This window comes from Pseudomonas berkeleyensis (assembly GCF_014109765.1).
Taxonomy (GTDB): domain Bacteria; phylum Pseudomonadota; class Gammaproteobacteria; order Pseudomonadales; family Pseudomonadaceae; genus Aquipseudomonas; species Aquipseudomonas berkeleyensis.
Map to the genome: position 1 here is coordinate 952,023 of NZ_CP059139.1, position 21,227 is coordinate 973,249.

Consider the following 21,227-nt stretch of genomic DNA (forward strand, 5'->3'; position numbering starts at 1 on the left):
AAATGAGCAGAAAGCTGAAAGTCGCCATCGTCGGCTCGGGCAATATCGGCACCGACCTGATGATCAAGGTGATGCGCAACGCCAAGCACCTGGAAATGGGCGCGATGGTCGGCATCGATCCGGCCTCCGACGGCCTGGCCCGTGCAGCGCGCCTGGGCGTGGCCACCACCCATGAAGGCGTCGAAGGCCTGACCCGCCTGCCGGTGTTCGCCGATATCGACTTCGTCTTCGATGCCACCAGTGCCGGCGCCCACGTGAAGAACGACGCCTTCCTGCGCGGCATCAAGCCGGGTATCCGCCTGATCGACCTGACGCCGGCAGCCATTGGCCCGTACTGCGTGCCGGTGGTGAATCTTGAGCAGAACCTGAGCCAGCTCAACGTCAACATGGTCACCTGCGGCGGCCAGGCCACCATCCCCATGGTGGCGGCTGTATCGCGCGTGGCCAAGGTGCACTACGCCGAGATCATCGCCTCGATCGCCAGCAAATCCGCCGGTCCCGGCACCCGCGCCAATATCGACGAATTCACCGAGACCACCTCCAAGGCCATCGAAGTGATCGGCGGTGCGGCCAAGGGCAAGGCGATCATCATCATGAACCCGGCCGAGCCGCCGCTGATGATGCGCGACACCGTGTTCGTGCTCAGCGAAGCCGTCGACCAGGCGCAGATCGCCGCCAGCGTCGAGGAAATGGCCGCCGCCGTGCAGGCCTACGTGCCGGGCTATCGCCTCAAGCAGCAGGTGCAGTTCGACGTGATCCCCGAATCCGCGCCTTTGAACATTCCCGGCCACGGTCGCTTCAGCGGCCTGAAGACCTCGATCTTCCTCGAAGTGGAAGGCGCCGCCCATTACCTGCCGGCCTACGCCGGCAACCTCGACATCATGACCTCCGCCGCGCTGGCCACCGCCGAGCGTATGGCGCAGTCGATCTTGAACAGCGCGATGCTCAACGGTTGAGGACACTGATATGAACGGCAAGAAACTCTACATCTCCGACGTGACCCTGCGCGACGGCAGCCACGCCATCCGCCACCAGTACTCGATCCAGAACGTGCAGGACATCGCCCGTGCGCTGGATCAGGCTAGGGTCGACTCCATCGAAGTCACTCACGGCGACGGCCTGCAGGGCTCCAGCTTCAACTACGGCTTTGGCGCGCATAGCGACCTGGAATGGATCGAAGCGGCGGCCGACGTCATCGAACACGCGCGCATCGCCGTGCTGCTGCTGCCGGGCATCGGCACCGTGCACGACCTCAAGGCCGCCTATGACGCCGGTGCGCGTACCGTGCGCGTGGCCACCCACTGCACCGAGGCGGATGTGTCGAAACAGCACATCGAATATGCGCGCAGTCTGGGCATGGACACCGTGGGCTTTCTGATGATGAGCCATATGATCCCGGCGGAAAAACTCGCCGAGCAGGGCAAGCTGATGGAAAGCTACGGCGCGCAATGCATCTACATGGCCGACTCCGGCGGCGCCATGAACATGAACGACATCCGCGAACGCATGCGCGCGTTCAAGGCCACGCTGAACCCCGAGACGCAGACCGGCATGCACGCCCACCACAACCTCAGCCTGGGCGTGGCCAACTCCATCGTCGCGGTGGAAGAGGGCTGTGACCGCATCGATGCCAGCCTAGCCGGGATGGGCGCCGGTGCTGGCAACGCGCCGCTGGAGGTGTTTATCGCCGCCGCCGAACGCCTGGGCTGGAACCACGGCACCGACCTCTACAAGCTGATGGACGCCGCTGACGATCTGGTGCGCCCGCTGCAGGATCGTCCGGTGCGGGTCGACCGGGAAACCCTCGGCCTGGGATACGCCGGTGTGTATTCCAGCTTCCTGCGGCATGCCGAAGTGGCGGCCGCGAAGTACGGCCTGAAGACCCTCGACATCCTCGTCGAACTGGGCAAGCGGCGCATGGTGGGCGGTCAGGAAGACATGATCGTCGACGTGGCGCTGGATCTGCTCGCCCGTCGCGTCTGACTCGCTGCTGGTGCTCACGTTGGCGCGTGAGCACCACCCGCGATCTGAAGTGGATGCCCCTGCGATCTGACGGTTTTTGTCGCGCGGCTTTTGCGCGACACTGCGGGCACCATTCGGCCAGGAGCTTCGCATGACCGTCAGCGATGACAAGTTCACCCGCCAGACCTTGCTCGACGTGCAGACGCTGACGCCGAGCCTGTTCACCCTGCGCACCACGCGTGATGCGGGCTTTCGCTTCCGCGCTGGTCAGTTCGTGCGCCTGGGCGTGGAAAAGGCCGACGGCTCGGTGGTCTGGCGTGCCTATTCGCTGGTGTCCGCTCCCCATGATGAGCACCTGGAGTTCTTCTCCATCGTGGTGCCGGGCGGCGAGTTCACCAGTGAGCTGAGTCGCCTGCGCGTCGGCGACACCCTGCTGGTGGAGAAGATGGCCACCGGTTACCTGACCCTGGATCGCTTCGTCGACGGTCGTGACCTCTGGTTGCTTGGTAGTGGCACTGGCATCGCGCCGTTCCTGTCGATGCTGCAGGATTTCGAGGTGTGGCAGCGTTTCGAGCGCATCGTGCTGGTGTACAGCGCGCGCAGCGTCGCCGAGCTGGCCTATCAGCCGATGATCAAGGGTTTCGCTGAGTTGGAGCACCTGGCCGAGTTCGCGCACAAGCTCACTTACCTGCCGGTGGTTACCCGCGAGCAGGTGCCGGGTTGCCTGAGTGCACGTATCACCGAGCTGCTCGACAACGGTGAGCTGGAGCGTGCCGCAGGGCTGTCGCTGACGCCCGAGCACTCGCGTGTGATGATCTGCGGCAACCCGCAGATGATCGATGACATTCGCCAGCGCCTGAAAGCTCGTGGCCTGAATCTGAGCCTGACGCGTCGGCCAGGTCAGGTGGCGGTCGAGAATTACTGGTAAGAACTGGTAACAAAATGGCGACTTTCGATGTGACCTGCGCTCCAGTACATTCAGCGGTCTGTTTCTCATCGTTCGGTCTTCATGGACAGCGACAGTAGTCGATCGCCCTCACCAAACTGGTTGGGGGCGACACCTCACAGAGATGGCGTCACTCGGCGTCGATTCTTCTTGCAGCCCCGCGCTGCGCATTCTTTCCGTCAGTCGAAAATTCACGCGCCTGTAGCTGGCTTGCGCGATGCTTTCGGCTGCCTTCGTTTTCCCCTAGAGAGAGCTGCACGCTAAATGGAATGGATCGCTGATCCGACGGCCTGGTTAGGCCTGTTGACCCTGATCGTCCTGGAAATCGTCCTGGGCATCGACAACCTGGTGTTCATTGCCATCCTCGCCGACAAGCTGCCGCCCGAGCAGCGTGACCGCGCGCGGGTGATCGGCCTGAGCCTGGCATTGATCATGCGCCTCGGCCTGCTGGCCAGCATGGCCTGGCTGGTAACGCTGACCGACCCGCTGGTCGAGGTGTTCGGCAAGACCTTCTCCGGGCGTGACCTGATCATGCTGTTCGGTGGTGTGTTCCTGCTGTTCAAGGCCACCATGGAGCTGCACGAGCGTCTCGAAGGGCGCACGCATCAGCCGGGTGGTGCGCGTACCTATGCCAAGTTCTGGCCGGTGGTGGCGCAGATCATCGTGCTCGACGCGGTGTTCTCCCTCGACGCGGTGATCACCGCCGTCGGCATGGTCGAGCACCTGGAAGTGATGATGATCGCGGTGATCATCTCCATCGGCCTGATGATCGTCGCCAGCAAGCCGCTGACCGCGTTCGTCAATGCGCGCCCGACGGTGATCATGCTCTGCCTGGGCTTCTTGATGATGATCGGTTTCAGCCTGACCGCCGAAGGCCTGGGCTTCCATATTCCGAAGGGCTACCTGTACGCCGCCATCGGTTTCTCGATCCTCATCGAGGTGTTCAACCAGGTCGCCCGTTCGCGCCGCAAGCGCAGCTTGCAGGGTGAGCGTGGCCTGCGTGAGCGCACCGCGCATGCGGTACTGCGCCTGCTTGGCGGCAAGGTCGAGGCTGACGAGGTTGGTGAGGAAATCGCCGACATGATCGGTAGCGAAACGGGTGAGCAGGCGCTGTTCGACCGTCGTGAACGGGTGATGATCCGGGGCGTGCTGGGCCTGGCCGAGCAGTCGATCCGCAAGGCCATGACCGACCGTATGGAAGTCGATCGCATCGATATCGACGCTCCGGCGGAGAAGATCCACCAGGTGCTGCTGGATTCGCCGCACTCGCGTCTGGTGGTGGTGCGTGCTTCCAAGCCCGAGGAGCCGCTGGGCTATATCCACAAGAAGGAACTGTTCAAGGAACTGCTCAAGGGCGAGCAGCCGGACATCGAAAGCCTGGTGCGGGCGCCGATCAACCTGCCGGAAAGCGTGTCGGTGCTCAGCGCGCTGGAGCAGATGCGTCAGGCCTCGACCCACGTGGCTTTCGTGGTCAACGAGTTCGGTGGTTTCGAAGGCCTGCTGACGCTGACCGACATCCTCGAGGCGATTGCCGGCGAATTGCCGGATGCCAGTGAGGTGGACGGCCCGGAGATCGAACAGGTCGACGGTGGCTGGCGCGTCAACGGTGCGCTGAACCTGGCCGTGTTGCGTGAGCGTCTGGGTTTTGCCGCCGCCGCGAGCGAGGACTACCAGACGGTTGCCGGCCTGGCCATGAGCCTGCTCGACCGCCTGCCGGTGATCGGTGACCAGTTGGAGCATGCCGACTGGCGCCTGACCGTGACCGAGGTGAAGGATCGCCGTGTCAGCAAGGTATTGCTGGTGCCGCTGACGGTATGAAGCGGGCGCGGGTCGTCGCGGACGACCCGCGTGGCACTAACTGAGCTAGGCTGATGGGAGGTTTCTTCCGCAGGAGGTTCTTTCATGCCGCTCGAACATCATCCCCTGACCCGTGAATTCCCCCAGCAAGGCGACGTCATGCGCAAGCTGATGCAAAGTGACCCGCACTTTCCTCGCCTGGCTGGCGAGTACGAGGCGCTGGACAAGCGCATCTACGAGATAGAGGACGGACGGGAGGCGACCGATGACCTGACTCTGCAAGGGCTCAAGCTGCAGAGGGTGGGGCTCAAGGATGAGATTGCCGAGCTGCTGCGCAAGGCGGGCAGTGCTTGATCCGGATCAACTGAACGGTCGACGTGTGGCGCTAGGCTGGAGTCATCTTCCTTGTCAGAGGCTCCGCCATGCACGTCGACCATCACCCACTGGTTCACGATTTTCCCGAACACCGCAATGAGCTGCAGCGCTTGCGTCAGAGCGATGAGCAGTTCTCTCGCCAGGCCGAAGAATACGAGGCCCTGGACAAGCGTATCTGCCGTATCGAAGACGGTATCGAGTTGCTCGATGACGTCACCCTCAGCGCCCTCAAACTCAGCCGCGTCGCGCTCAAGGACGAACTGGCGCGTCAGCTCAAACGGGCTGCGGGCCAGTGCTGTGGTTGTGGCAATGGCTGTCGTGGTTGATTGCTTGGAATAACGCGGTGCGCGTGGCGCACCCTACGGGATCGCTATCGGTGCGCACCGGTTTTCCCGGGTTTCATCCGGGCTACGCCATGCGAGCCGATAGGCCTCAATGCACGGGCGGGTTGATCAGATAGGTCAGCAATCCGTCCGCTTCATCTTCCGTCCAGACTGCCCTTGGCGGTCTCGGCAACTCGCCCATCAGTTTCTGCCAGAAGGCCAGGGCCACGTCGTCCTGGCGGTAGAAACGCACCAGCCAGGTACTGCCATCGCCCATCGCCTGTTGTACCAGGGCGCGGCCAATACCCTGACGGCGGTAGCGTTTGAGAATGAACAGATCGGCGAACTCCGGGGCCTCGATCCCGGGTAGCTCGCTGCGTTCGACCAGCAGGAAACCGGCAATGAAACCATCGGCCAGGATCAGGCTGGCACTCCAGCCTGGCTCCTGCCAGTAGCGCAGCAGATGTTCCTCGTGGATGTAGAAACGGCCATCCGTTTCGACGTCTTCCTGTTCCCACTCGGAACTGTCGTAGGAATAGAACTGGTAGAGGTTGCGGATCACTGGCAACTGCTCGAGGGTGGTGGGAACCAGTTCGATGGTGAGTGCGCTCACAGCAGGGCACCTCGCCACACCAGGCGGCCGATGATTTCCAGGTGTTCGCGGTCTATCTCGAATTCACGGTGCGAGGGGTTGTCGCACAGCGTGCGCACCTTGCCGCCAGGCTCCAGCTGCAGGCGCCTGACCAGGGTATTGCCGGCGTCCTGAATCACGTAGACCTTGTCGTCCTGGATGTCGCGGGCATTGATGTCGATCAGCACGATGTCGCCATCGCGAATGGTCGGCGACATGCTGTCGCCGCGGATCTGCATGGCTGCCAGGGCCTTGCTGTCCAGCCCATTGCTGCCCAGCCAGTGACGACAGAAAGCTTGCGAGGTGAGGGTGGTCTTGCGCGTGGCCACCACTTCTTTCTGGGCCGACTCTTCCTCTCCCAGCCAGGGCAGCAGGGTCAGCGAACTGGGGCGGCCGCCTTCCTGGCTCTTCTCCACCGGGCCTTCGCCAGTGGCCAGCCACTGCAGGCTGACGCCCGTTGCCTGCGCCAGGCTGACCAGCACCTTGCGCGAAGGATCGCCTCCATTGAGGTAACGGCTCAGGCCACTGTTGGAAATGCCCGCCTGCTTCGCCAGTGCGCTGGCATTGCCGGCACGATTGCACAGGGTTTTCAGGCGTTCGACGAAGTCGTCTGCCGGGGAGGAATCATTGGCTGATTTCGCTATAGCGAAATCCAATTCCTCTTTAGGGTTTCTCATCGGCTGCTATCTTCCCTTTGATGAATATTTATATAACTAAAAACTATTTCTAATGTTTTTTAATTTCCTTAAAGTGCTATTAACCCGAGGCAAATAGCGAAGTTGCTTTGGATTCTAGAGGCGCATTGCGCTCCCGCCAAGGAATAAGGCTGCATTTTTTCGCTATCGCGTACCTGTCGGCAGATCGCGGTTGACTTTGTGAACCATCCAGCGATCGAGCCAACATCATGAGAAGAACATCTTCCTTCCTTGCTTTGCGTGCATTTCCCGTTCTTGGCCTGGCGAGTCTCGCCTTGCCTTTCCCGGCTCCGGCCTTTGCCGCCGATGGCGCCGACAAGCTCTCCACCGTCGTCGTCACCGGTACTCGCGTAAGTGGCCGCCAGGCTGCCGACTCCGTGCAGCCCATCGATGTCATTAGTGGCGAACAGCTGAGCAACCAGGGCACCAGTGATCTGGCCGGTGCGCTGAACAAGCTGCTGGCCTCGGTCAGTGTGCCGCGGCCGCACAACACCGTCGGTGGTGAGGCGGTGCGCCCGCTGGTCATGCGTGGTCTGGCGCCGGATCAGGCGCTGGTGCTGGTCAATGGCAAGCGTCGTAACGCCGGTGCCTTCCTCAATACCGGTGGCGCCCTGGGGCGCGGCACCAATCCGATCGACCTGGCGGCGATTCCGGTATCGGCCATTGAGCGCGTTGAGGTGCTGCGCGATGGCGCGTCGGCGCGCTACGGCTCGGACGCCATTGCCGGGGTGATCAACATCATCCTCAAGGATCAGAGCGAAGGCGGCGGAATCAACGCCACCCTCGGCCGTTATGACGATGGCGACGGTACGCGCCGTGAGCTGCAGGGCTTCGCCGGTTTCGCCCTGGGCGAGTCCGGCTCACTGACGCTGTCCGCTGAAGGCCAGCACAACGATGCGACCAACCGTGCCGGTGCGGACATCACCCCTGGCGCCCAGGCCGATGGCGTCTATGGCCAGGTCACCAACAAGGTGGGCGCGCCGGCGCTGGAGAGTGGCAAGCTGGCCTTCAACGCCAGCTATGCCCTCAACGATGCCGTCGAGTTGTACAGCTTCGGTACCTGGGGTCGGCGTGACGCACAGAGCCACTACGGCCGCCAGCGGGCTACCAGTGCCGCGGTCGCCGCCTACTTCCCGGACGGCTACCTGCCGCAGTACGACCCGGTGATCAAGGATCAGGCGCTGGTATTCGGCTCCCGTGGCCAGTTGGCTGGCGAGTGGGCCTACGACGCCTCCGTGGACTGGGGGCGCAACACCTACGACCCGTACATCAAGAGCGTCAACACCCGGCTGTTCAACGAGACGGGCAGTTCGCCGACCAACTTCCACAACGGCACCTACGAGTCCTCGCAGTGGGTCGGCAACCTCAATCTGTCGCGCGCCTTCGATGTGGGCCTGGTCGAGCCGCTGTCGGTGTCCGTCGGCCTGGAATACCAGGCGCAGGATTTGGAGATCAGCGCCGGTGACTTCGCTTCCTGGTATGGCGCCGGTGCGGTGTCGATGCCGGGCATCTCGCCGCTGAGCGCCGGTGACTGGAGCCGCCACAGCCTGGCCACTTATCTGGATCTGGAGGGCAAGGTCACCGACAAGCTGACCCTGTCGCTGGCGGCTCGTCACGAGAACTACAGCGACTTCGGCAATTCGGTGTCCGGCTCGCTGTCGGCTCGCTATGACTTCACCCCACGCATCGCTCTGCGCGGCTCGCTGTCCAACGGCTTCCGCGCGCCAACCCTGACCCAGCAGCATTATTCGAGCATCCAGAGCCAGAGTCAGGATCTGGGCAACGGCCCGGTGCTGGTGCAGTCCGGCACCTTCGCTGTGGACTCCAATATTGCCCGCCTGCTCGGCGCTGAAGAGCTCAAGGCAGAGACCTCGCAGAGTCAGACCATCGGCCTGGTGCTGCGCCCGACCGACAACCTGACGCTGACCGCCGATGCTTACCGCATCACCATCGACGATCGCATCAACCTGTCCTCGGCCTTCCCGGTGACTTCGGCGGTGGCCCGCCAGTATCTGCTCGACAACGGCATCGTCAGCGACAGCTACCAGAGCGTGCGTTACATGACCAACGCCGCCGACACCCGCACCATCGGCCTCGACCTCACCGGCGAGTACCGCTGGCGCCTGGACAACGGCGACAACCTCAAGGGCACGCTGACCTACGCCTACAACCGCACCAAGGTCACCGACCTGGCGGAAAGCCCAGCGATCCTCGGTCAGCTCGGCATCCCGATCAGCCTGGTAGAGCGGCGCGAGGTCGGCCAACTGACCGACACCAACCCGCGGCACAAGCTGATCATCGCCGGCGACTACTCGATCAGCGCGCTGAACCTGGATCTGCACGCCGCGCTCAACCGCTATGGTTCGTTCTGGGTCTACAGCAACACTAGCCCCAACCTCGACCAGAAGTTCGCCTCCAAGTGGACGCTTGACCTGTCCGCCAGCTACTCCTGGAGCGACAACTGGCGGCTGACCGTGGGCGCCGACAACCTGTTCGACACCCGCCCGGATCGCACCCGCGCCGAGAACAACGCCACTGGTACCTTCCAGTACACCAGCTACTCGCCGCTGTCGGCCGACGGGGCCTTCTACTACGCCTCGCTGAACTTCGCCTGGTGAGGTGCGGGTAATGGAACTACTCCAAGCCTGGTTCACGTCCTGGGGCGTGAACCTGACCATCCTCTGGGACCCGATCGATCGCCAGCGCTTTCTCCTCGGGCTGGCGCTGACCATCGCGCTGTCGGTACTGAGCGTGGCGATCTCGCTGGTGATCGGGGTGCTTGGCGCCTGGATGAAGGGCAGTCGCTGGGAGCTGCCGCGGCAACTGGTCACCCTCTATGTCGAGGTGTTCCGCAACACGCCGCTGCTGATCCAGCTGTTCTTCTTCTACTTCGGCCTGGGTGCGCTGTTGTCGTTCGAGCTGAACGACGGCAACGCACAGAGCCAGTTGATCGTGAATTTCTTCTGGGCCTTGTTGGTGCTCGGCATTCATGCCGGTGCCTACCAGGTGGAGGCGATTCGCGGCAGCCTCGATGCGGTGCCGCGCTCGACCATCGAGGCGGCGCAGTCGCTTGGCCTGAACCCGGTACAGACCTTCCGCAAGGTGGTGCTGCCGCTGGCCTTGCGCAACGCGTTGCCGTCGGTGGGCAACAGCCTGGTGCAGGCAGTCAAGGCGACCTCGGTGGCCTACGCCATCGCCGTACCTGAGCTGACCTACGCGGCCAACCGGATCTGGAGCGACAACTTCAACGTGCCGGAAATGATGGTCGTGCTGTTCATCACCTATTTCACCCTGCTCGGGCTGGTGTCGATGGGCATGCGCGCCATCGAGCGCCGCCTGACCTTGCCGGGGTACCACGGCCTATGAATACCTTCGTTGCTTCCTTCGAGCGTGCCGCTGGCGGCCTGCGTGGCTTGGCCGGCTACCTGCGGCCGACCCCGGCGAAACTGCTGGCGCTTGCCGTGCTGGGCTGGATCGCACATTGGCTGCAGAGCCATGGCGACGTGCTGCAGCTGTTCTGGCGCTGGCTGCCGGCGCTGTTGCAGGGCTTTGCGGTGAACATCTGGATCGGCCTGGTCTCGGTCGTGCTGGCCAGCCTGCTGGGGCTGTTGCTCGGCGCTCTGCAGGTCTCGCCGCGGCCGCTGCTGGCACGGCCGGCGCGGCTGTTCACGCTGTTCTTTCGCAATGCGCCGTGGCTGGTGGTGATCTTCTTCATCATGTACCTGATCCCCTTCGAGGTGGAGTGGGGCGGCGAGTACTACCAGATTCCGGACTGGATCAAGGTCGCCGTCGGCCTGTCGCTGACCGCTTCGGGCTACGCCGCCGAAGTGGTGCGTGGCGGCATCCAGTCGGTGCCCATGGCGCAGTGGGAGGCAGCGGCTTCGCTCGGCCTCGACCGCCGCCAGATCCTGCGCAAGGTGGTTCTGCCGCAGGCGCTGCGCAGCATGCTGCCAGCCTGGATGAACCTCTACTGCACCGTGACCATGGCCACCGCTCTGGCCAGCCTACTGGGCATCGAGGATCTGATGACCACCATGCAGCTGCGCCTGGCCGCCGAGTCGCGCCCCGAGTTGCTGCTGCCCGGCTACCTCTTCGTGTTCCTGGTTTTCTTCTTCTACATCTACCCGATTTCTCGTGCCTCCAAGGCGCTGGAACGCAAGTGGAGCCTGCATGACTAGTCCCCAGATCGCGGTGCGTGGCATCCGCAAATCCTTCAATGGCAACCCGGTGCTCGACGACTTTTCGCTGGAGGTCGCGCCGTCGGAGATCGTCTGCCTGATCGGTCCGTCCGGCTCTGGCAAGTCGACCCTGCTGCGTACCCTCAATGGCCTGGCACCGATCGAGGCTGGCGAGATCGAGGTCTGCGGCATTCGCGTCGACGACCCGCAGGTCGACCTGCTGGCGCTGCGCCGGCGCATCGGTCTGATTTTCCAGAGCTACAACCTGTTCCCGCACCTGAACGTGCTGGACAACATCACCCTGGCGCCGACCAGCGTGCTCAAGGAGCCGCTGCCGCAGGCCCGCGAATATGCCCGCGAGTTGCTGCGCAAGGTGCGCCTGGAGGACAAGGCCGAGGCCTTCCCCGGCCAGCTGTCCGGGGGGCAGCAGCAGCGCGTGGCCATCGCCCGCAGCCTGGCCATGCGCCCGGACGTGATGATGTTCGACGAGGTCACCGCCGCGCTCGACCCGGAAACCGTCAAGGAGGTGCTGACCACCATCCGCGATGTGGCCGCCAGTGGCATGACCTGCCTGATCGTCACCCACGAGATGCAGTTCGCCCGCGAGATCGCCGACCGGGTGTTCTTCACCGACCGTGGCCGCATCGTCGAGCAGGGGCCGCCTACCCAGTTGTTCGGCGCCCCGCAAGACCCGCGTACCCAGCGTTTCCTCGACAACTGCCTGTGATTTCCCGAGGCCCTGCCATGAGTTCTTCCCCGCGACACCTCAAGCTGTTCCTGTTCCCTGCGGCCAGTGGCGCGCATGTCGCCGCCTGGCGCCACCCGGCCTCGCGCGACGGCGCCCCGGATTTTGCCGCCGACCGCGCCACCGCCGAGCTGGCCGAGGCGGCCGGTTTCGATGCGCTGTTCTTCGCCGACCGCCTGGCCTTCGGCGGGCGTGACAAGGCCAGTGCCGAGCGCTCCTCCGGTGCTGCTGGGCTCGAACCGCTGACCCTGCTCGCCGCGCTGTCGGCGGTGACGCGTGACATCGGCCTGGTGGCCACCGCCAGCACCTCCTATCAGGAGCCGTTTCATGTGGCGCGCAGCTTCGCTTCGCTCGATCACCTCAGTGGTGGTCGCGCCGGCTGGAACCTGGTGACCTCGCTGACCGATGCCGAGGCTGGCAATTTCGGTCGCGAGCAGCACTTCGAGCACGGCGAGCGCTACCAGCGTGCGGAAGAGTTCGTCGATGTGGTCAAGGCGCTGTGGGACAGCCTCGAAGACGACGCCTTCCCGCGTGACAAGGCCAGTGGCCGTTACCTCGATGGCAGCAAGGTGCACCCGCTGGAGCATCGCGGCCGGCACTTCTCGGTGCGCGGGCCGCTCAACGTGCCACGTCCGCCGCAGGGCCATCCGCTGGTGGTGCAGGCTGGCTCCTCGGAGGAGGGCCTGCAACTGGCGGCGCGGGTCGCCGATGTGGTGTTCACCACCCAGCAGGAGCTGGCCCAGGCGCAGGCCTTCTACCGCGAGCTGAAGTCGCGCCTGCCAGCCTTCGGTCGCCAGCCGGAGCAGCAACTGATCATGCCCGGCCTGTCGGTGATAGTCGGGCGCAGCCGCGGCGAAGCCGAGGACAAGCTGCGTGCGCTCAATGAGCTGATCGATATCGACGTGGCGGTGTCGTTTCTCTCCGCGCTGTCGGGTGGCACTGACCTGTCGGCCTATCCCCTCGACGGCCCGCTGCCCGAGCTGGCGCTGACCAACGGCAACCGCAGCAAGCAGGCGCTGTTCCTGCGCCAGGCGCGCGAGAAAGGCCTGAGCATTCGCCAGTTGGCACTGCAGGTGGCCGGTTCCGGTGGTCACCGCGTATTGCTCGGCACGGCCGAGGAGGTGGCTGACGACCTGCAGCTGTGGTTCGAGTCGGGCGCCGCCGATGGCTTCAACTTCAAGCCGCTGTACCTGGACGACAACCTGCGCGAGTTCGCCGAGCAGGTGTTGCCGATCCTCCGTGAGCGCGGCCTGTTCAAGCGGGAATACGCCTCCGGCACGCTGCGCGAGAAGCTTGGCCTGGCGCGTCCGCTCAACCGTTTCCAGGGCAGGAGCTGAACCATGCGCTTCGCACTTTTGGCCAGCCTGCTGCTGGCCCTGACGGCAAACCCGCTGCTGGCGGCCGACGAACCGGCCGACGGCCTCAAGCAGATCCGTGACCGTGGACGGGTGGCGGTGTGCACCACCATGGCCTTCCCGCTGTTCGCCTACTATGACGAGCAGGGCAAGCCGGCGGGCATGATTCACGACCTGATCGTCGACGTGCAGCAACGCCTCGAGCAGCGTCTGGGGCGTTCGCTGGAGTTGCAGGTGGTGCGGGTGACACCGACCAACCGCATCGAATTCGTCCGCCAGGGGCGCTGCGACTTCATGGTCTCGACGCTTTCCTATTCGCCGGAACGCAAGGTGCAGCTGGACTTCGCCGAGCCTGGTTTCTACCGCTCCGGCACCACCGTGCTGGCGCTCAAGTCGACGCCCATCGACAGCTGGGAATCGCTGCGCGGCAAGAGCATCTGCTCGTCGCCGACCAACTCCTGGCTGCGCATCGGCGAGCGTCGCTTCGGCATCAACTTCGTTACCTACTTCGGCGGCGAGATCGACTCGCAGAAGGCCGTGGTCGACGGCCGCTGCCTGGGCCTGGCGGCCTACGACACCTACTTCGAGGTGCTGCTGCAGCGCGACGGCGCGAATGTCTGGCGCGACTTTGAAATCAAGCTGCCGAGCCAGGACTTCGCCTACTGGTCGATCACCCTGCGCAACAACCGCCCTCAGCTGCGCGCCTTTCTCGATGAGGTGGTCGCCGACTGGCACCGCAGCGGGCTGATCGTCGAGCTGGAAAAACGCCATGGCATTCCTGCCAACCCCTGGGTAGCCGAGCAGCATCAGCGCTACGCCGCCAATACTTCTGACGTGGAGAACTGAAATGTCCCTGATTCATGAACGCAACCGGGCGATCCGTGCCCTGATCGAGGAAGTGCGTGCCGCCAAGGCCGAGGAGGCCGGTGAAACCCCGGCCTTCGTCGCGCGCATCAAGAACGCGGTGAATGCCCTCAGCCAGCGCAGCGAGCTGTTCCCCATCGACAGCTTCCCGATCAAGCTCAACACCCACGCCGGGCTGTATCGCCTGGGTGAGGACGCTGACCGGCAGAACGCGCTGTACATCACCGGTGGCATCTACGGCAAGGTGCAGACCCAGCCGCACACGCATCCGGCCTGGGTGTCCATGGGGGCGGTGAAAGGCCTGGAGCGCAACCGCATCTACCAGCGTACCGACGACGCCAGCGTCGAAGGGCAGGGCCAGCTGGAAGTGCTGGAAGTCACCGACGTGGTACCGGGAGCACCGGCCTTCATCGGCAGCGGCCTGTACCACACCCTGGAAGTCGAGGACGACATCCAGACCCTGCACCTGCACCTGTACGACGCCGGCCTGGACGACCCGGCCAACTCCGGCCTGCCGGTGTTCGAGGCGCCCGACAGCCCAAACTACGTGCGTACGCCGTCAGCGGTGCAGCGCCAGGTGGTGTCCGGGGTGCATCCCTCGACCTTCGGTGAGGTGAGCGAGGCGCTGGCGTCCGGCGAGCCACTGGAGGTCATCGCCGTCGATCACCACAACCCGCTGTTGGAAAAGCTGGTGACTCCGCGCCGCGTCAGCCTGGACGACTGGGAGGCCAGCAGTGCCGGCCTGCAAGGCAGCCCCGAGGTGCCCGTGGTGCTGGTCGGTCAGGTCAAGGCCGTGGAACTGGCCGCGCAACGTCTGGCGCGCCTTGGCTACAGCTACTTCACCCACCTGCGCTGAGGTTCGCATGAGCGATGTGCCTGTCGCCGGGCCGGTTTGCGCCCTGGCGGATCTGTTCGCCGACCAGCAGGCCTGGGAGGCCGCCCTGGACGAGCTGCGCGGGCTGCTGGATGAGGTGGCGCCCGAGCCACCTGGCGATGGCGTGGCGCTGCTGGTCTGGCTGCAGGCTGTAGACGGCTTGCAGCGCCGGCAGGGACGTCTGTCCGCCTATATGGGCATCCAGAGTTTCGTCGATGGCCGCGCCAGTGAGCCGCAGCGTCATGCGGCGCGCCTGCGCGAATCCGGTGCGGCTATCGGTCAGCGCCTGGCAGCGTTCAATGCGCTGCTGGTGCTGACCGATGAGGCGGCCTGGGCGCAGTGGCTGCACGTCGAACCGGGACTGGGCATTTATGCCGGGCGCTATCGCTCGTTGCGCGCTGGCCGTCAGCACGTGCTTGCTGGCGAGGTCGAGCGCGCCCTCGCCGCGCTGGATACCAGCTTGCAACTGCCGGTGCAGCTGTACCGGCGGATCAAGGCCGGCGACCTGCGTTTCGCCGAGGTCGAGGATGCAGCAGGCGTGCGCTGGCCGTTCAGCCTGTCGCGTTTCGAAAAACGCTTCGAGACCAGTCCCGATGCCAGGTTGCGGGCTTCGGCCGCCAGGGTGTTCGCCGATGGCGTGTCGGCGCATCGGCACGCCTTCGCCGCCGCCTATGCCGGTGAGGTGTCGCGCCAGGTGAGCCTGGCGCGTCTGCGCGGTTTCAGCGATACCCTGGATCTGTTGTTCTGGCAGCAGGGTATCGACCGCGCCTTCTTCGAGGCCCAGCGTGCGGTATTCAATCAAGGGCTGGCGCCACTGATGCGCCGCTTCGTCGAGGTCAAGCGGCGTCTGCTCGGTCTGCCGAAGCTGGCCTTTCACGACCTCAAGGCCTACCCGCCACAGATTCCCGGCGAGGTCAGCTTCGATTTCGCCCGCGAAGCCATCCTCGCTGCTGGCCAATCGCTCGGCGATGACTATGCCGAGGTGCTGCGCCGCGCTTTCGACGAGCGCTGGGTGGAGCACGGTCAGCAGCCGAACAAGGTCGACAGCTCCGGCTGCTCCAGCCCGTTCGGGCCGCATCCTTACGTGCTGATGACCTGGACGGGCAGCCCGCGCGACATGTTTCTGCTGGCCCACGAACTGGGCCATGCCGTGCATTTCCATTGGTCGGCCGAGCACCAGGCGGTGCTCAACGCCGCGCCGCTGCGCTATTTCATCGAGGCACCGTCGACCCTCAACGAGCTGCTGCTGGCCGCTCATCTGCTGCGCAGCGACGATGCGACCCAGCGCCTGTCGGCGGTGTTCGAGCTGCTCAGCAGCTACTACCACAACTTCGTCACCCATTATCTGGAGTCGGAGTTCCAGGTGCGCGTCTATCACCAGGCGGATGCCGGGAGCCTGCCCGGTGCCGAAGCCCAGGAGCGGATCAAGACCCAGGTGCTGCGCGACTTCTGGGGCGATGCGGTGGACATCGACGACACGGCCGGACTCACCTGGCTGCGTCAGCAGCACTACTACATGGGGCTCTACCCCTATACCTACGCAGCCGGACAAAGCATTGCCAGCCTCTACCAAGTGCGCCTGGCCAGTGATCCGCAGGCCGCCGAGCGCTGGTGTGCGGCCCTGCGCCAGGGCAGTTCGATCGATGCCGCGACGCTGCTCCAGCAACTGGATCTGGACATGCGCGACGGCGCTGCCTTCCGCGCAGTGCTCGGCCTGATCGACGGCCATGTGACCCAGCTCGAACAGCTTGCCCAACCCTATTTCTCCGAGGAATGACCGCCATGAGCACCCCTACCGTTCTCAATCTCGACAGCGGCTGCCCCGCGCTGTGGTACAGCCGCTGCCCGGTGCCGACCACTTCCGGTATCGCCCAGCACTACCGCTGGCTGCATCGCGCCTTCGCCGAGCGCGGCGTCGAGCTGCAGTCGTTGCGCGCCTCTGCGGACGCCCGGGTGCGCGAGGCGCACTACAACCACGCGCATCCGGACATGTTCCGCGAGGGCGGCAACGTGCCGCCGATCTGGGCGCGCTCCAGCGGCCAGGACACCCTGGTGGTCGGCATCACCTGGGTGGACGAGCGCCAGGTGCTGCTGGTACGCGACGACAGCCCGCTGCGTGAGCCGAGCGACCTGCAGGGGCGACGCCTGGGGCTGCCCAAGCACCATACGCGCAATGTCGATATCGCCCGTACCGCGCATCTGCGCGGCCTGCTCACGGCCCTCGAACTGGCCGAGGTGCCACGCGAGGCGGTGGCCTTCGTCGATATCGAAGGCGGTGAATTCGACCTGCGCGAAACCGGCCAGGCTGGCGCGGGTGGCGACCGTGCCGATCTGCTCGCGGCACTGCTCGAAGGACGCGTTGATGCCATCTATGCCAAGGGCGCGAGTAGCGTCGCGCTGCAGGCAAAGCATGGTTTGCGCGCCTTGCTCGATATCAATGCCCATCCCGATCCGCTGGTGCGGGTCAACGCCGGCACGCCACGACCGATCACCGTCAACCGCGACCTGGTGCAGCGCGCGCCGGAGCTGGTCAGCCAATACCTGGCCGTGCTCCTGACCACCGCCGATTGGGCGCGTGAGCACCGTGACGCGGCAGTGCTCGCCCTGGCCGAGGAGACCGCCAGCAGCCCCGAGTCGATCCTCCAGGGCTATGGTGAGAGTTTCCATCTGCACCTGCGCCCGGCGCTGAGCGACACGTATCGGCAGGGCCTGGCGCTGCAGAAGGATTTCCTCCTGCGCGAAGGCTTCCTGCCCGGTGACTTCGATGTCGCCAGCTGGATCGACCCGGCGCCGCTGGCGGCAGCAGAGGCTCTGGCCGGCGAGCTGGGCTGGCTGTTCCGGGACGCGCGATGAGGGGCGGCGCGTTCCTGCTGCCGTTTCTCTCACTGGCCACGCTCAGTGGCGCCACCCTGGGCATGGCCAAGCTGATCACCACCCTGTACGCCCTGGAGCTGGGCGCGAGCGCCGCGCAGATCGGCCTGATCGGCGCGGCCGAAGCCCTGGGCATGGTGCTGTTGACCCTGCCGGCGGGGCTGCTGATCGACCGTTTCGGCAGTCGTCGGCTGTACCTGCTGGCCAGCTTGCTGCCGGTGTTGCTGCACCTGGCCATTCTGGCCTGGGCGAACTGGCTCTGGCTGGCGGCGCTGCGCCTGCTGGTGGGCACTTGCGTGCCGTTTCGTTCGGTGGCGATGAGTGGGTTGTTCCTGCAACGCCTGCCCGAGTTGGGGATGAGCAAGGCGGGCTGGTTCCGTGGTGCGCTGATGGTTGGCCTGCTGTTGCTGGGGCCGTGGCTGGGCAATTGGCTGTACAGCCACTTCGGTGCATTGGCGTTCGTCTGGGTCGCGCTCAGTTTCGCCGGGATGGGGCTGTGGGGGCTGCGTTTCTGGCGCCAGGAGGCATCGGTGGTCAGCACCAGCCGGCGCTCCGGTGGTTTGCCGGTGTTGCTTGGCGAGCCTGCCTTGCGCCACTGCTGTCTGATCGAGTGGTTGGCCAGTGCAACTGGCAGCCTGTTCGCCACCTTCGCCCTGGTCTTGTGTCTGGAGCAGTTGCACTGGTCGCAGAGCGAAGCCGTGGCGTTGCTGACCACGCAGGGGTTGGTCACGGTGCTGGCGTTGTTTGGCCTTGGCCGATTGTTGGCCGGGCTGGCGCCGCGGACGATCTACCTGCTGGCCTTGCCGGCTGGTTGCCTGGCTTTATGGCTGATGGGCCGGCTCGACTCCTTCGCAGGTTTGCTGCTGGCGGCAGTGCTGCTCAGCCTGGCGGCTTCGGCGGTGCACCTGGCGAACGTCGGTCGTCTGTCCCGGCTGCCGTTGGACAAGGGCGGCGTTTCCGGTCTGTTCAGCCTGGCGCAAACCCTGGGCATGCTCGGCGGCAGCTTGCTGGGCGCCGGGCTCAGCCACTGGCTGGAACTGCGCCAGTTGTTTCCTGCATGGGCGTTGTTGCTGCTTGCCGGTGCGGCACTGATTGCCTGGTCGGAGTGGCGAGCGCGTGCAGGTGCTGGCGAAACGTGCGTGGCGGTGGATCGCTCTGGTCTGTAAATCTATCCAGTAGTTCGGTATCGTTCCAGCCTTCGCTCAACAGGCAGGACGATTTCCCCATGGCCAAGGCTAAACGCATGTACGGCTGCACCGAGTGCGGCGCCACCTTTCCCAAATGGGCTGGGCAGTGTGGCGAGTGTGGCGCCTGGAACACCCTGGTGGAAACCGTGGTCGAGGGCGCTACGCCCAGCGGGCGCACCGGATGGGCCGGCGACAAGGCCAATATCAAGACCCTGGCAGAAGTCAGTGTCGAGGAAATTCCGCGTTTTTCCACTGCTTCCGGTGAATTGGATCGTGTGCTCGGTGGCGGCCTGGTCGATGGCTCGGTGGTGCTGATCGGCGGCGACCCGGGCATCGGTAAGTCGACCATCCTCCTGCAGACCCTGTGCAACATCGCCCAGCGCTTTCCGGCGCTGTACGTCACTGGTGAGGAATCGCAGCAGCAGGTTGCCATGCGTGCGCGGCGCCTGGACTTGCCGCAGGACAAGCTCAAGGTGATGACCGAAACCTGCATCGAGACGATCATCGCCACCGCGCGGCAGGAAAAACCCAAGGTGATGGTGATCGACTCGATCCAGACCATCTTCACCGAGCAACTGCAGTCGGCGCCGGGTGGTGTGGCTCAGGTGCGCGAGAGCGCAGCATTGCTGGTGCGCTTCGCCAAGCAGAGCGGCACGGCGATCTTCCTCGTCGGCCACGTCACCAAGGAAGGCGCGCTGGCCGGCCCGCGCGTGCTGGAGCACATGGTCGACACGGTGCTGTATTTCGAAGGTGAATCCGATGGCCGTCTGCGCCTGCTGCGGGCGGTGAAGAACCGCTTCGGCGCCGTCAACGAGCTGGGCGTGTTCGGCATGACCGACAAGGGCCTCAAGGAGGTTTCCAACCCCTCGGCGATCTTTCTCACCCGCGCTCAGGAGGCGGTGCCCGGCAGTGTGGTGATGGCCACCTGGGAAGGCTCGCGGCCGATGCTGGTGGAGGTGCAGGCGTTGGTCGACACCAGTCACCTAGCCAACCCGCGGCGGGTGACTCTGGGGCTGGATCAGAACCGCCTTGCCATGCTTCTGGCTGTGCTGCATCGCCACGGTGGCATCCCGACCTATGACCAGGATGTGTTCCTCAACGTGGTTGGCGGGGTCAAGGTGCTAGAGACGGCGTCCGATCTGGCGCTGATGGCGGCGGTGATCTCCAGCCTGCGCAACCGGCCGCTGGAGCATGACCTGCTGGTGTTCGGCGAGATTGGTCTGTCCGGCGAGATCCGCCCGGTGCCGAGCGGCCAGGAACGGCTGAAGGAGGCTGCCAAGCACGGCTTCAAACGCGCCATCGTGCCTAAGGGCAATGCGCCGAAGGAGTCTCCAGCGGGGCTGCAGGTCATCCCGGTGACACGTCTGGAGCAGGCGCTGGATGCATTGTTCGAGTAGAGGATGGCGTAGCCCGGATGCAGTCCGGGGCTTTTGCGGTGTCGTTCTTCCCGGATTTCATCCGGGCTACGTCTCTGTATCGGCTGCGGCGTTCTGCCGCGATAACCGCCTTGGGGAAATTGACTCAGGTCAATAGGTAGCAGGCTATCGGCGCGCAGCATGAAGGCGTATCCAAACAAGGAGACACCATCATGTTCCTGTTCTTCGACTTCTTCTCCCGTGCCTTCAACTTCGATGCCCAGGCCGTGCAATCGCGCGATGCGGTGCTGCGTGAACGGCAGCGTATCGAGGCGCGCCGTCAGCGTCGCCAGGCCGCCGAGGCCGCCTGCCGCATCCACTGAGTGCGCTTCGCCGCTCGCGGCGCGCGCCTCATTCCGGGCGCGCGTCCAGCTCAGGTGACCAGCCGTGTTCCATGGCCTGACGCATCAGGTCGGCAGGTTTCTCGATATCCAGTTTGCGGCGGATGCTCAGGCGGTGGGTTTCCACGGTGCGCACGCTGATCGCCAGTTCGCGCGCCATGGCCTTGTTGTTCAGGCCCTGGGCCATCATCAACAACACCTGGCGTTCGCGTGGGGTCAGTTCGGCTTCCTGCTGCGGTTCGCTGCTAGCCAGTTTCTCGGCGATGTCGCTGCTGTAGAAGCGTCCACCCACGGCGAGCACCTCGATGGCCGAGACGATCTCGCGCGATGGCGCATCCTTGAGCACGTAGCCCGAGGCGCCGGCGCGTAGCGACTGGCTGACGTACTCCTGATTGTCGTACATGCTCAGGATCAGCACCTTGAGCGATGGGTGCAGTTGCTTGAGCGTGGCTGTCAGCTCCAGGCCGTTGATGTCCTTGAGGCCGATATCCATGACTACGATGTCGGGGCGTTCGCGTTCGACCAGGGTCAGTGCCTCCTTGCCGCAGCCGGTTTCGCCGACCACCTTGAAGCGCTCGACCATTTCCAGCAGCGCGCGCACGCCGTCGCGCACCAAAGCGTGGTCGTCGATCAGGGCGATGCGGATCGAAGCGCTGTCCATCCTGCCT

At 64.7% G+C, this 21,227-nt stretch carries 21 protein-coding genes; 18 read left to right on the top strand and 3 right to left on the bottom strand.

What is annotated here, in order from left to right; genetic code table 11:
- Positions 1-2 precede the first annotated feature (2 nt).
- The 6 genes from HS968_RS04360 to HS968_RS04385 all read left to right on the top strand — a co-directional run bounded on the left by HS968_RS04360 (position 3) and on the right by HS968_RS04385 (position 5,406).
- Positions 3-956 (top strand): acetaldehyde dehydrogenase (acetylating), encoded by a 954-nt coding sequence (locus HS968_RS04360; RefSeq protein WP_182370316.1) that lies wholly within the window; start codon positions 3-5, stop codon positions 954-956.
- A 10-nt stretch (positions 957-966) separates the two neighbouring features.
- Entirely contained in the window at positions 967-1,983 is a 1,017-nt protein-coding gene (dmpG, locus tag HS968_RS04365) for a 4-hydroxy-2-oxovalerate aldolase (RefSeq protein ID WP_182370317.1), read from the top strand.
- Positions 1,984-2,113: 130 nt separating this feature from the next.
- A complete protein-coding gene (locus HS968_RS04370) occupies positions 2,114-2,890 on the top strand; it encodes a ferredoxin--NADP reductase (RefSeq protein WP_119695313.1) in 777 nt (258 codons plus the stop codon).
- A 282-nt stretch (positions 2,891-3,172) separates the two neighbouring features.
- The gene (locus HS968_RS04375) at positions 3,173-4,726 is read left to right on the top strand and encodes a TerC family protein (RefSeq protein WP_119695312.1); all 1,554 of its coding nucleotides are present in this window, start codon (positions 3,173-3,175) and stop codon (positions 4,724-4,726) included.
- Between the two features lie 84 nt (positions 4,727-4,810).
- Positions 4,811-5,059 (top strand): YdcH family protein, encoded by a 249-nt coding sequence (locus tag HS968_RS04380; RefSeq protein WP_119695311.1) that lies wholly within the window; start codon positions 4,811-4,813, stop codon positions 5,057-5,059.
- Between the two features lie 68 nt (positions 5,060-5,127).
- Complete coding sequence (locus HS968_RS04385) at positions 5,128-5,406, top strand: YdcH family protein (protein ID WP_182370318.1); 279 nt, start codon at positions 5,128-5,130, stop codon at positions 5,404-5,406.
- Between the two features lie 106 nt (positions 5,407-5,512).
- Here the strand turns inward: HS968_RS04385 and HS968_RS04390 are convergent, their stop codons facing one another.
- Together HS968_RS04390 and HS968_RS04395 are read right to left on the bottom strand one after the other, a co-directional pair.
- Complete coding sequence (locus tag HS968_RS04390) at positions 5,513-6,016, bottom strand: GNAT family N-acetyltransferase (RefSeq protein ID WP_182370319.1); 504 nt, start codon at positions 6,014-6,016, stop codon at positions 5,513-5,515.
- Entirely contained in the window at positions 6,013-6,711 is a 699-nt protein-coding gene (locus HS968_RS04395; protein ID WP_182370320.1) for a LexA family transcriptional regulator, read from the bottom strand. The genes HS968_RS04390 and HS968_RS04395 overlap by 4 nt, the downstream gene beginning before the upstream one ends.
- Before the next feature lie 227 nt (positions 6,712-6,938).
- On the opposite strand from HS968_RS04395, the gene HS968_RS04400 reads away from it, so the two are divergent.
- The 12 genes from HS968_RS04400 (at position 6,939) to HS968_RS04455 (ending at position 20,541) form a co-directional block, all read left to right on the top strand.
- A complete protein-coding gene (locus HS968_RS04400) occupies positions 6,939-9,347 on the top strand; it encodes a TonB-dependent receptor plug domain-containing protein (protein ID WP_182370321.1) in 2,409 nt (802 codons plus the stop codon).
- Between the two features lie 10 nt (positions 9,348-9,357).
- A complete protein-coding gene (locus HS968_RS04405) occupies positions 9,358-10,095 on the top strand; it encodes an amino acid ABC transporter permease (protein WP_182370322.1) in 738 nt (245 codons plus the stop codon).
- Positions 10,092-10,907 (top strand): amino acid ABC transporter permease, encoded by an 816-nt coding sequence (locus tag HS968_RS04410; RefSeq protein ID WP_182370323.1) that lies wholly within the window; start codon positions 10,092-10,094, stop codon positions 10,905-10,907. The genes HS968_RS04405 and HS968_RS04410 overlap by 4 nt, the downstream gene beginning before the upstream one ends.
- A complete protein-coding gene (locus HS968_RS04415) occupies positions 10,900-11,634 on the top strand; it encodes an amino acid ABC transporter ATP-binding protein (RefSeq protein WP_182370324.1) in 735 nt (244 codons plus the stop codon). Before HS968_RS04410 ends, HS968_RS04415 begins: the two co-directional genes overlap by 8 nt.
- A gap of 17 nt (positions 11,635-11,651) precedes the next feature.
- Complete coding sequence (locus tag HS968_RS04420) at positions 11,652-12,989, top strand: LLM class flavin-dependent oxidoreductase (RefSeq protein WP_182370325.1); 1,338 nt, start codon at positions 11,652-11,654, stop codon at positions 12,987-12,989.
- A 3-nt stretch (positions 12,990-12,992) separates the two neighbouring features.
- Positions 12,993-13,853, top strand: a complete 861-nt coding sequence (locus HS968_RS04425) for a transporter substrate-binding domain-containing protein (protein WP_182370326.1) — start codon at positions 12,993-12,995, stop codon at positions 13,851-13,853.
- A 1-nt stretch (position 13,854) separates the two neighbouring features.
- Complete coding sequence (locus tag HS968_RS04430; protein ID WP_182370327.1) at positions 13,855-14,727, top strand: cupin domain-containing protein; 873 nt, start codon at positions 13,855-13,857, stop codon at positions 14,725-14,727.
- Between the two features lie 7 nt (positions 14,728-14,734).
- Positions 14,735-16,522: a M3 family metallopeptidase gene (locus HS968_RS04435; RefSeq protein WP_182370328.1), complete on the top strand. Its 1,788-nt coding sequence runs from the start codon at positions 14,735-14,737 to the stop codon at positions 16,520-16,522.
- A gap of 5 nt (positions 16,523-16,527) precedes the next feature.
- Positions 16,528-17,598, top strand: coding sequence for an ABC transporter substrate-binding protein (locus HS968_RS04440; RefSeq protein WP_182370329.1), 1,071 nt, complete (start codon positions 16,528-16,530; stop codon positions 17,596-17,598).
- Entirely contained in the window at positions 17,595-18,782 is a 1,188-nt protein-coding gene (locus tag HS968_RS04445; protein ID WP_106738805.1) for an MFS transporter, read from the top strand. Before HS968_RS04440 ends, HS968_RS04445 begins: the two co-directional genes overlap by 4 nt.
- 59 nt (positions 18,783-18,841) lie before the next feature.
- Positions 18,842-20,200: a DNA repair protein RadA gene (radA, locus tag HS968_RS04450; protein WP_106738806.1), complete on the top strand. Its 1,359-nt coding sequence runs from the start codon at positions 18,842-18,844 to the stop codon at positions 20,198-20,200.
- A gap of 191 nt (positions 20,201-20,391) precedes the next feature.
- Complete coding sequence (locus HS968_RS04455) at positions 20,392-20,541, top strand: hypothetical protein (protein WP_170965276.1); 150 nt, start codon at positions 20,392-20,394, stop codon at positions 20,539-20,541.
- Positions 20,542-20,569: 28 nt separating this feature from the next.
- Here HS968_RS04455 and HS968_RS04460 read toward each other — a convergent pair whose 3' ends face one another.
- Positions 20,570-21,220 carry a response regulator gene (locus HS968_RS04460; protein WP_106738807.1) on the bottom strand — a complete coding sequence of 217 codons (651 nt, stop codon included), beginning with the start codon at positions 21,218-21,220 and terminating at the stop codon, positions 20,570-20,572.
- Positions 21,221-21,227 lie beyond the last annotated feature (7 nt).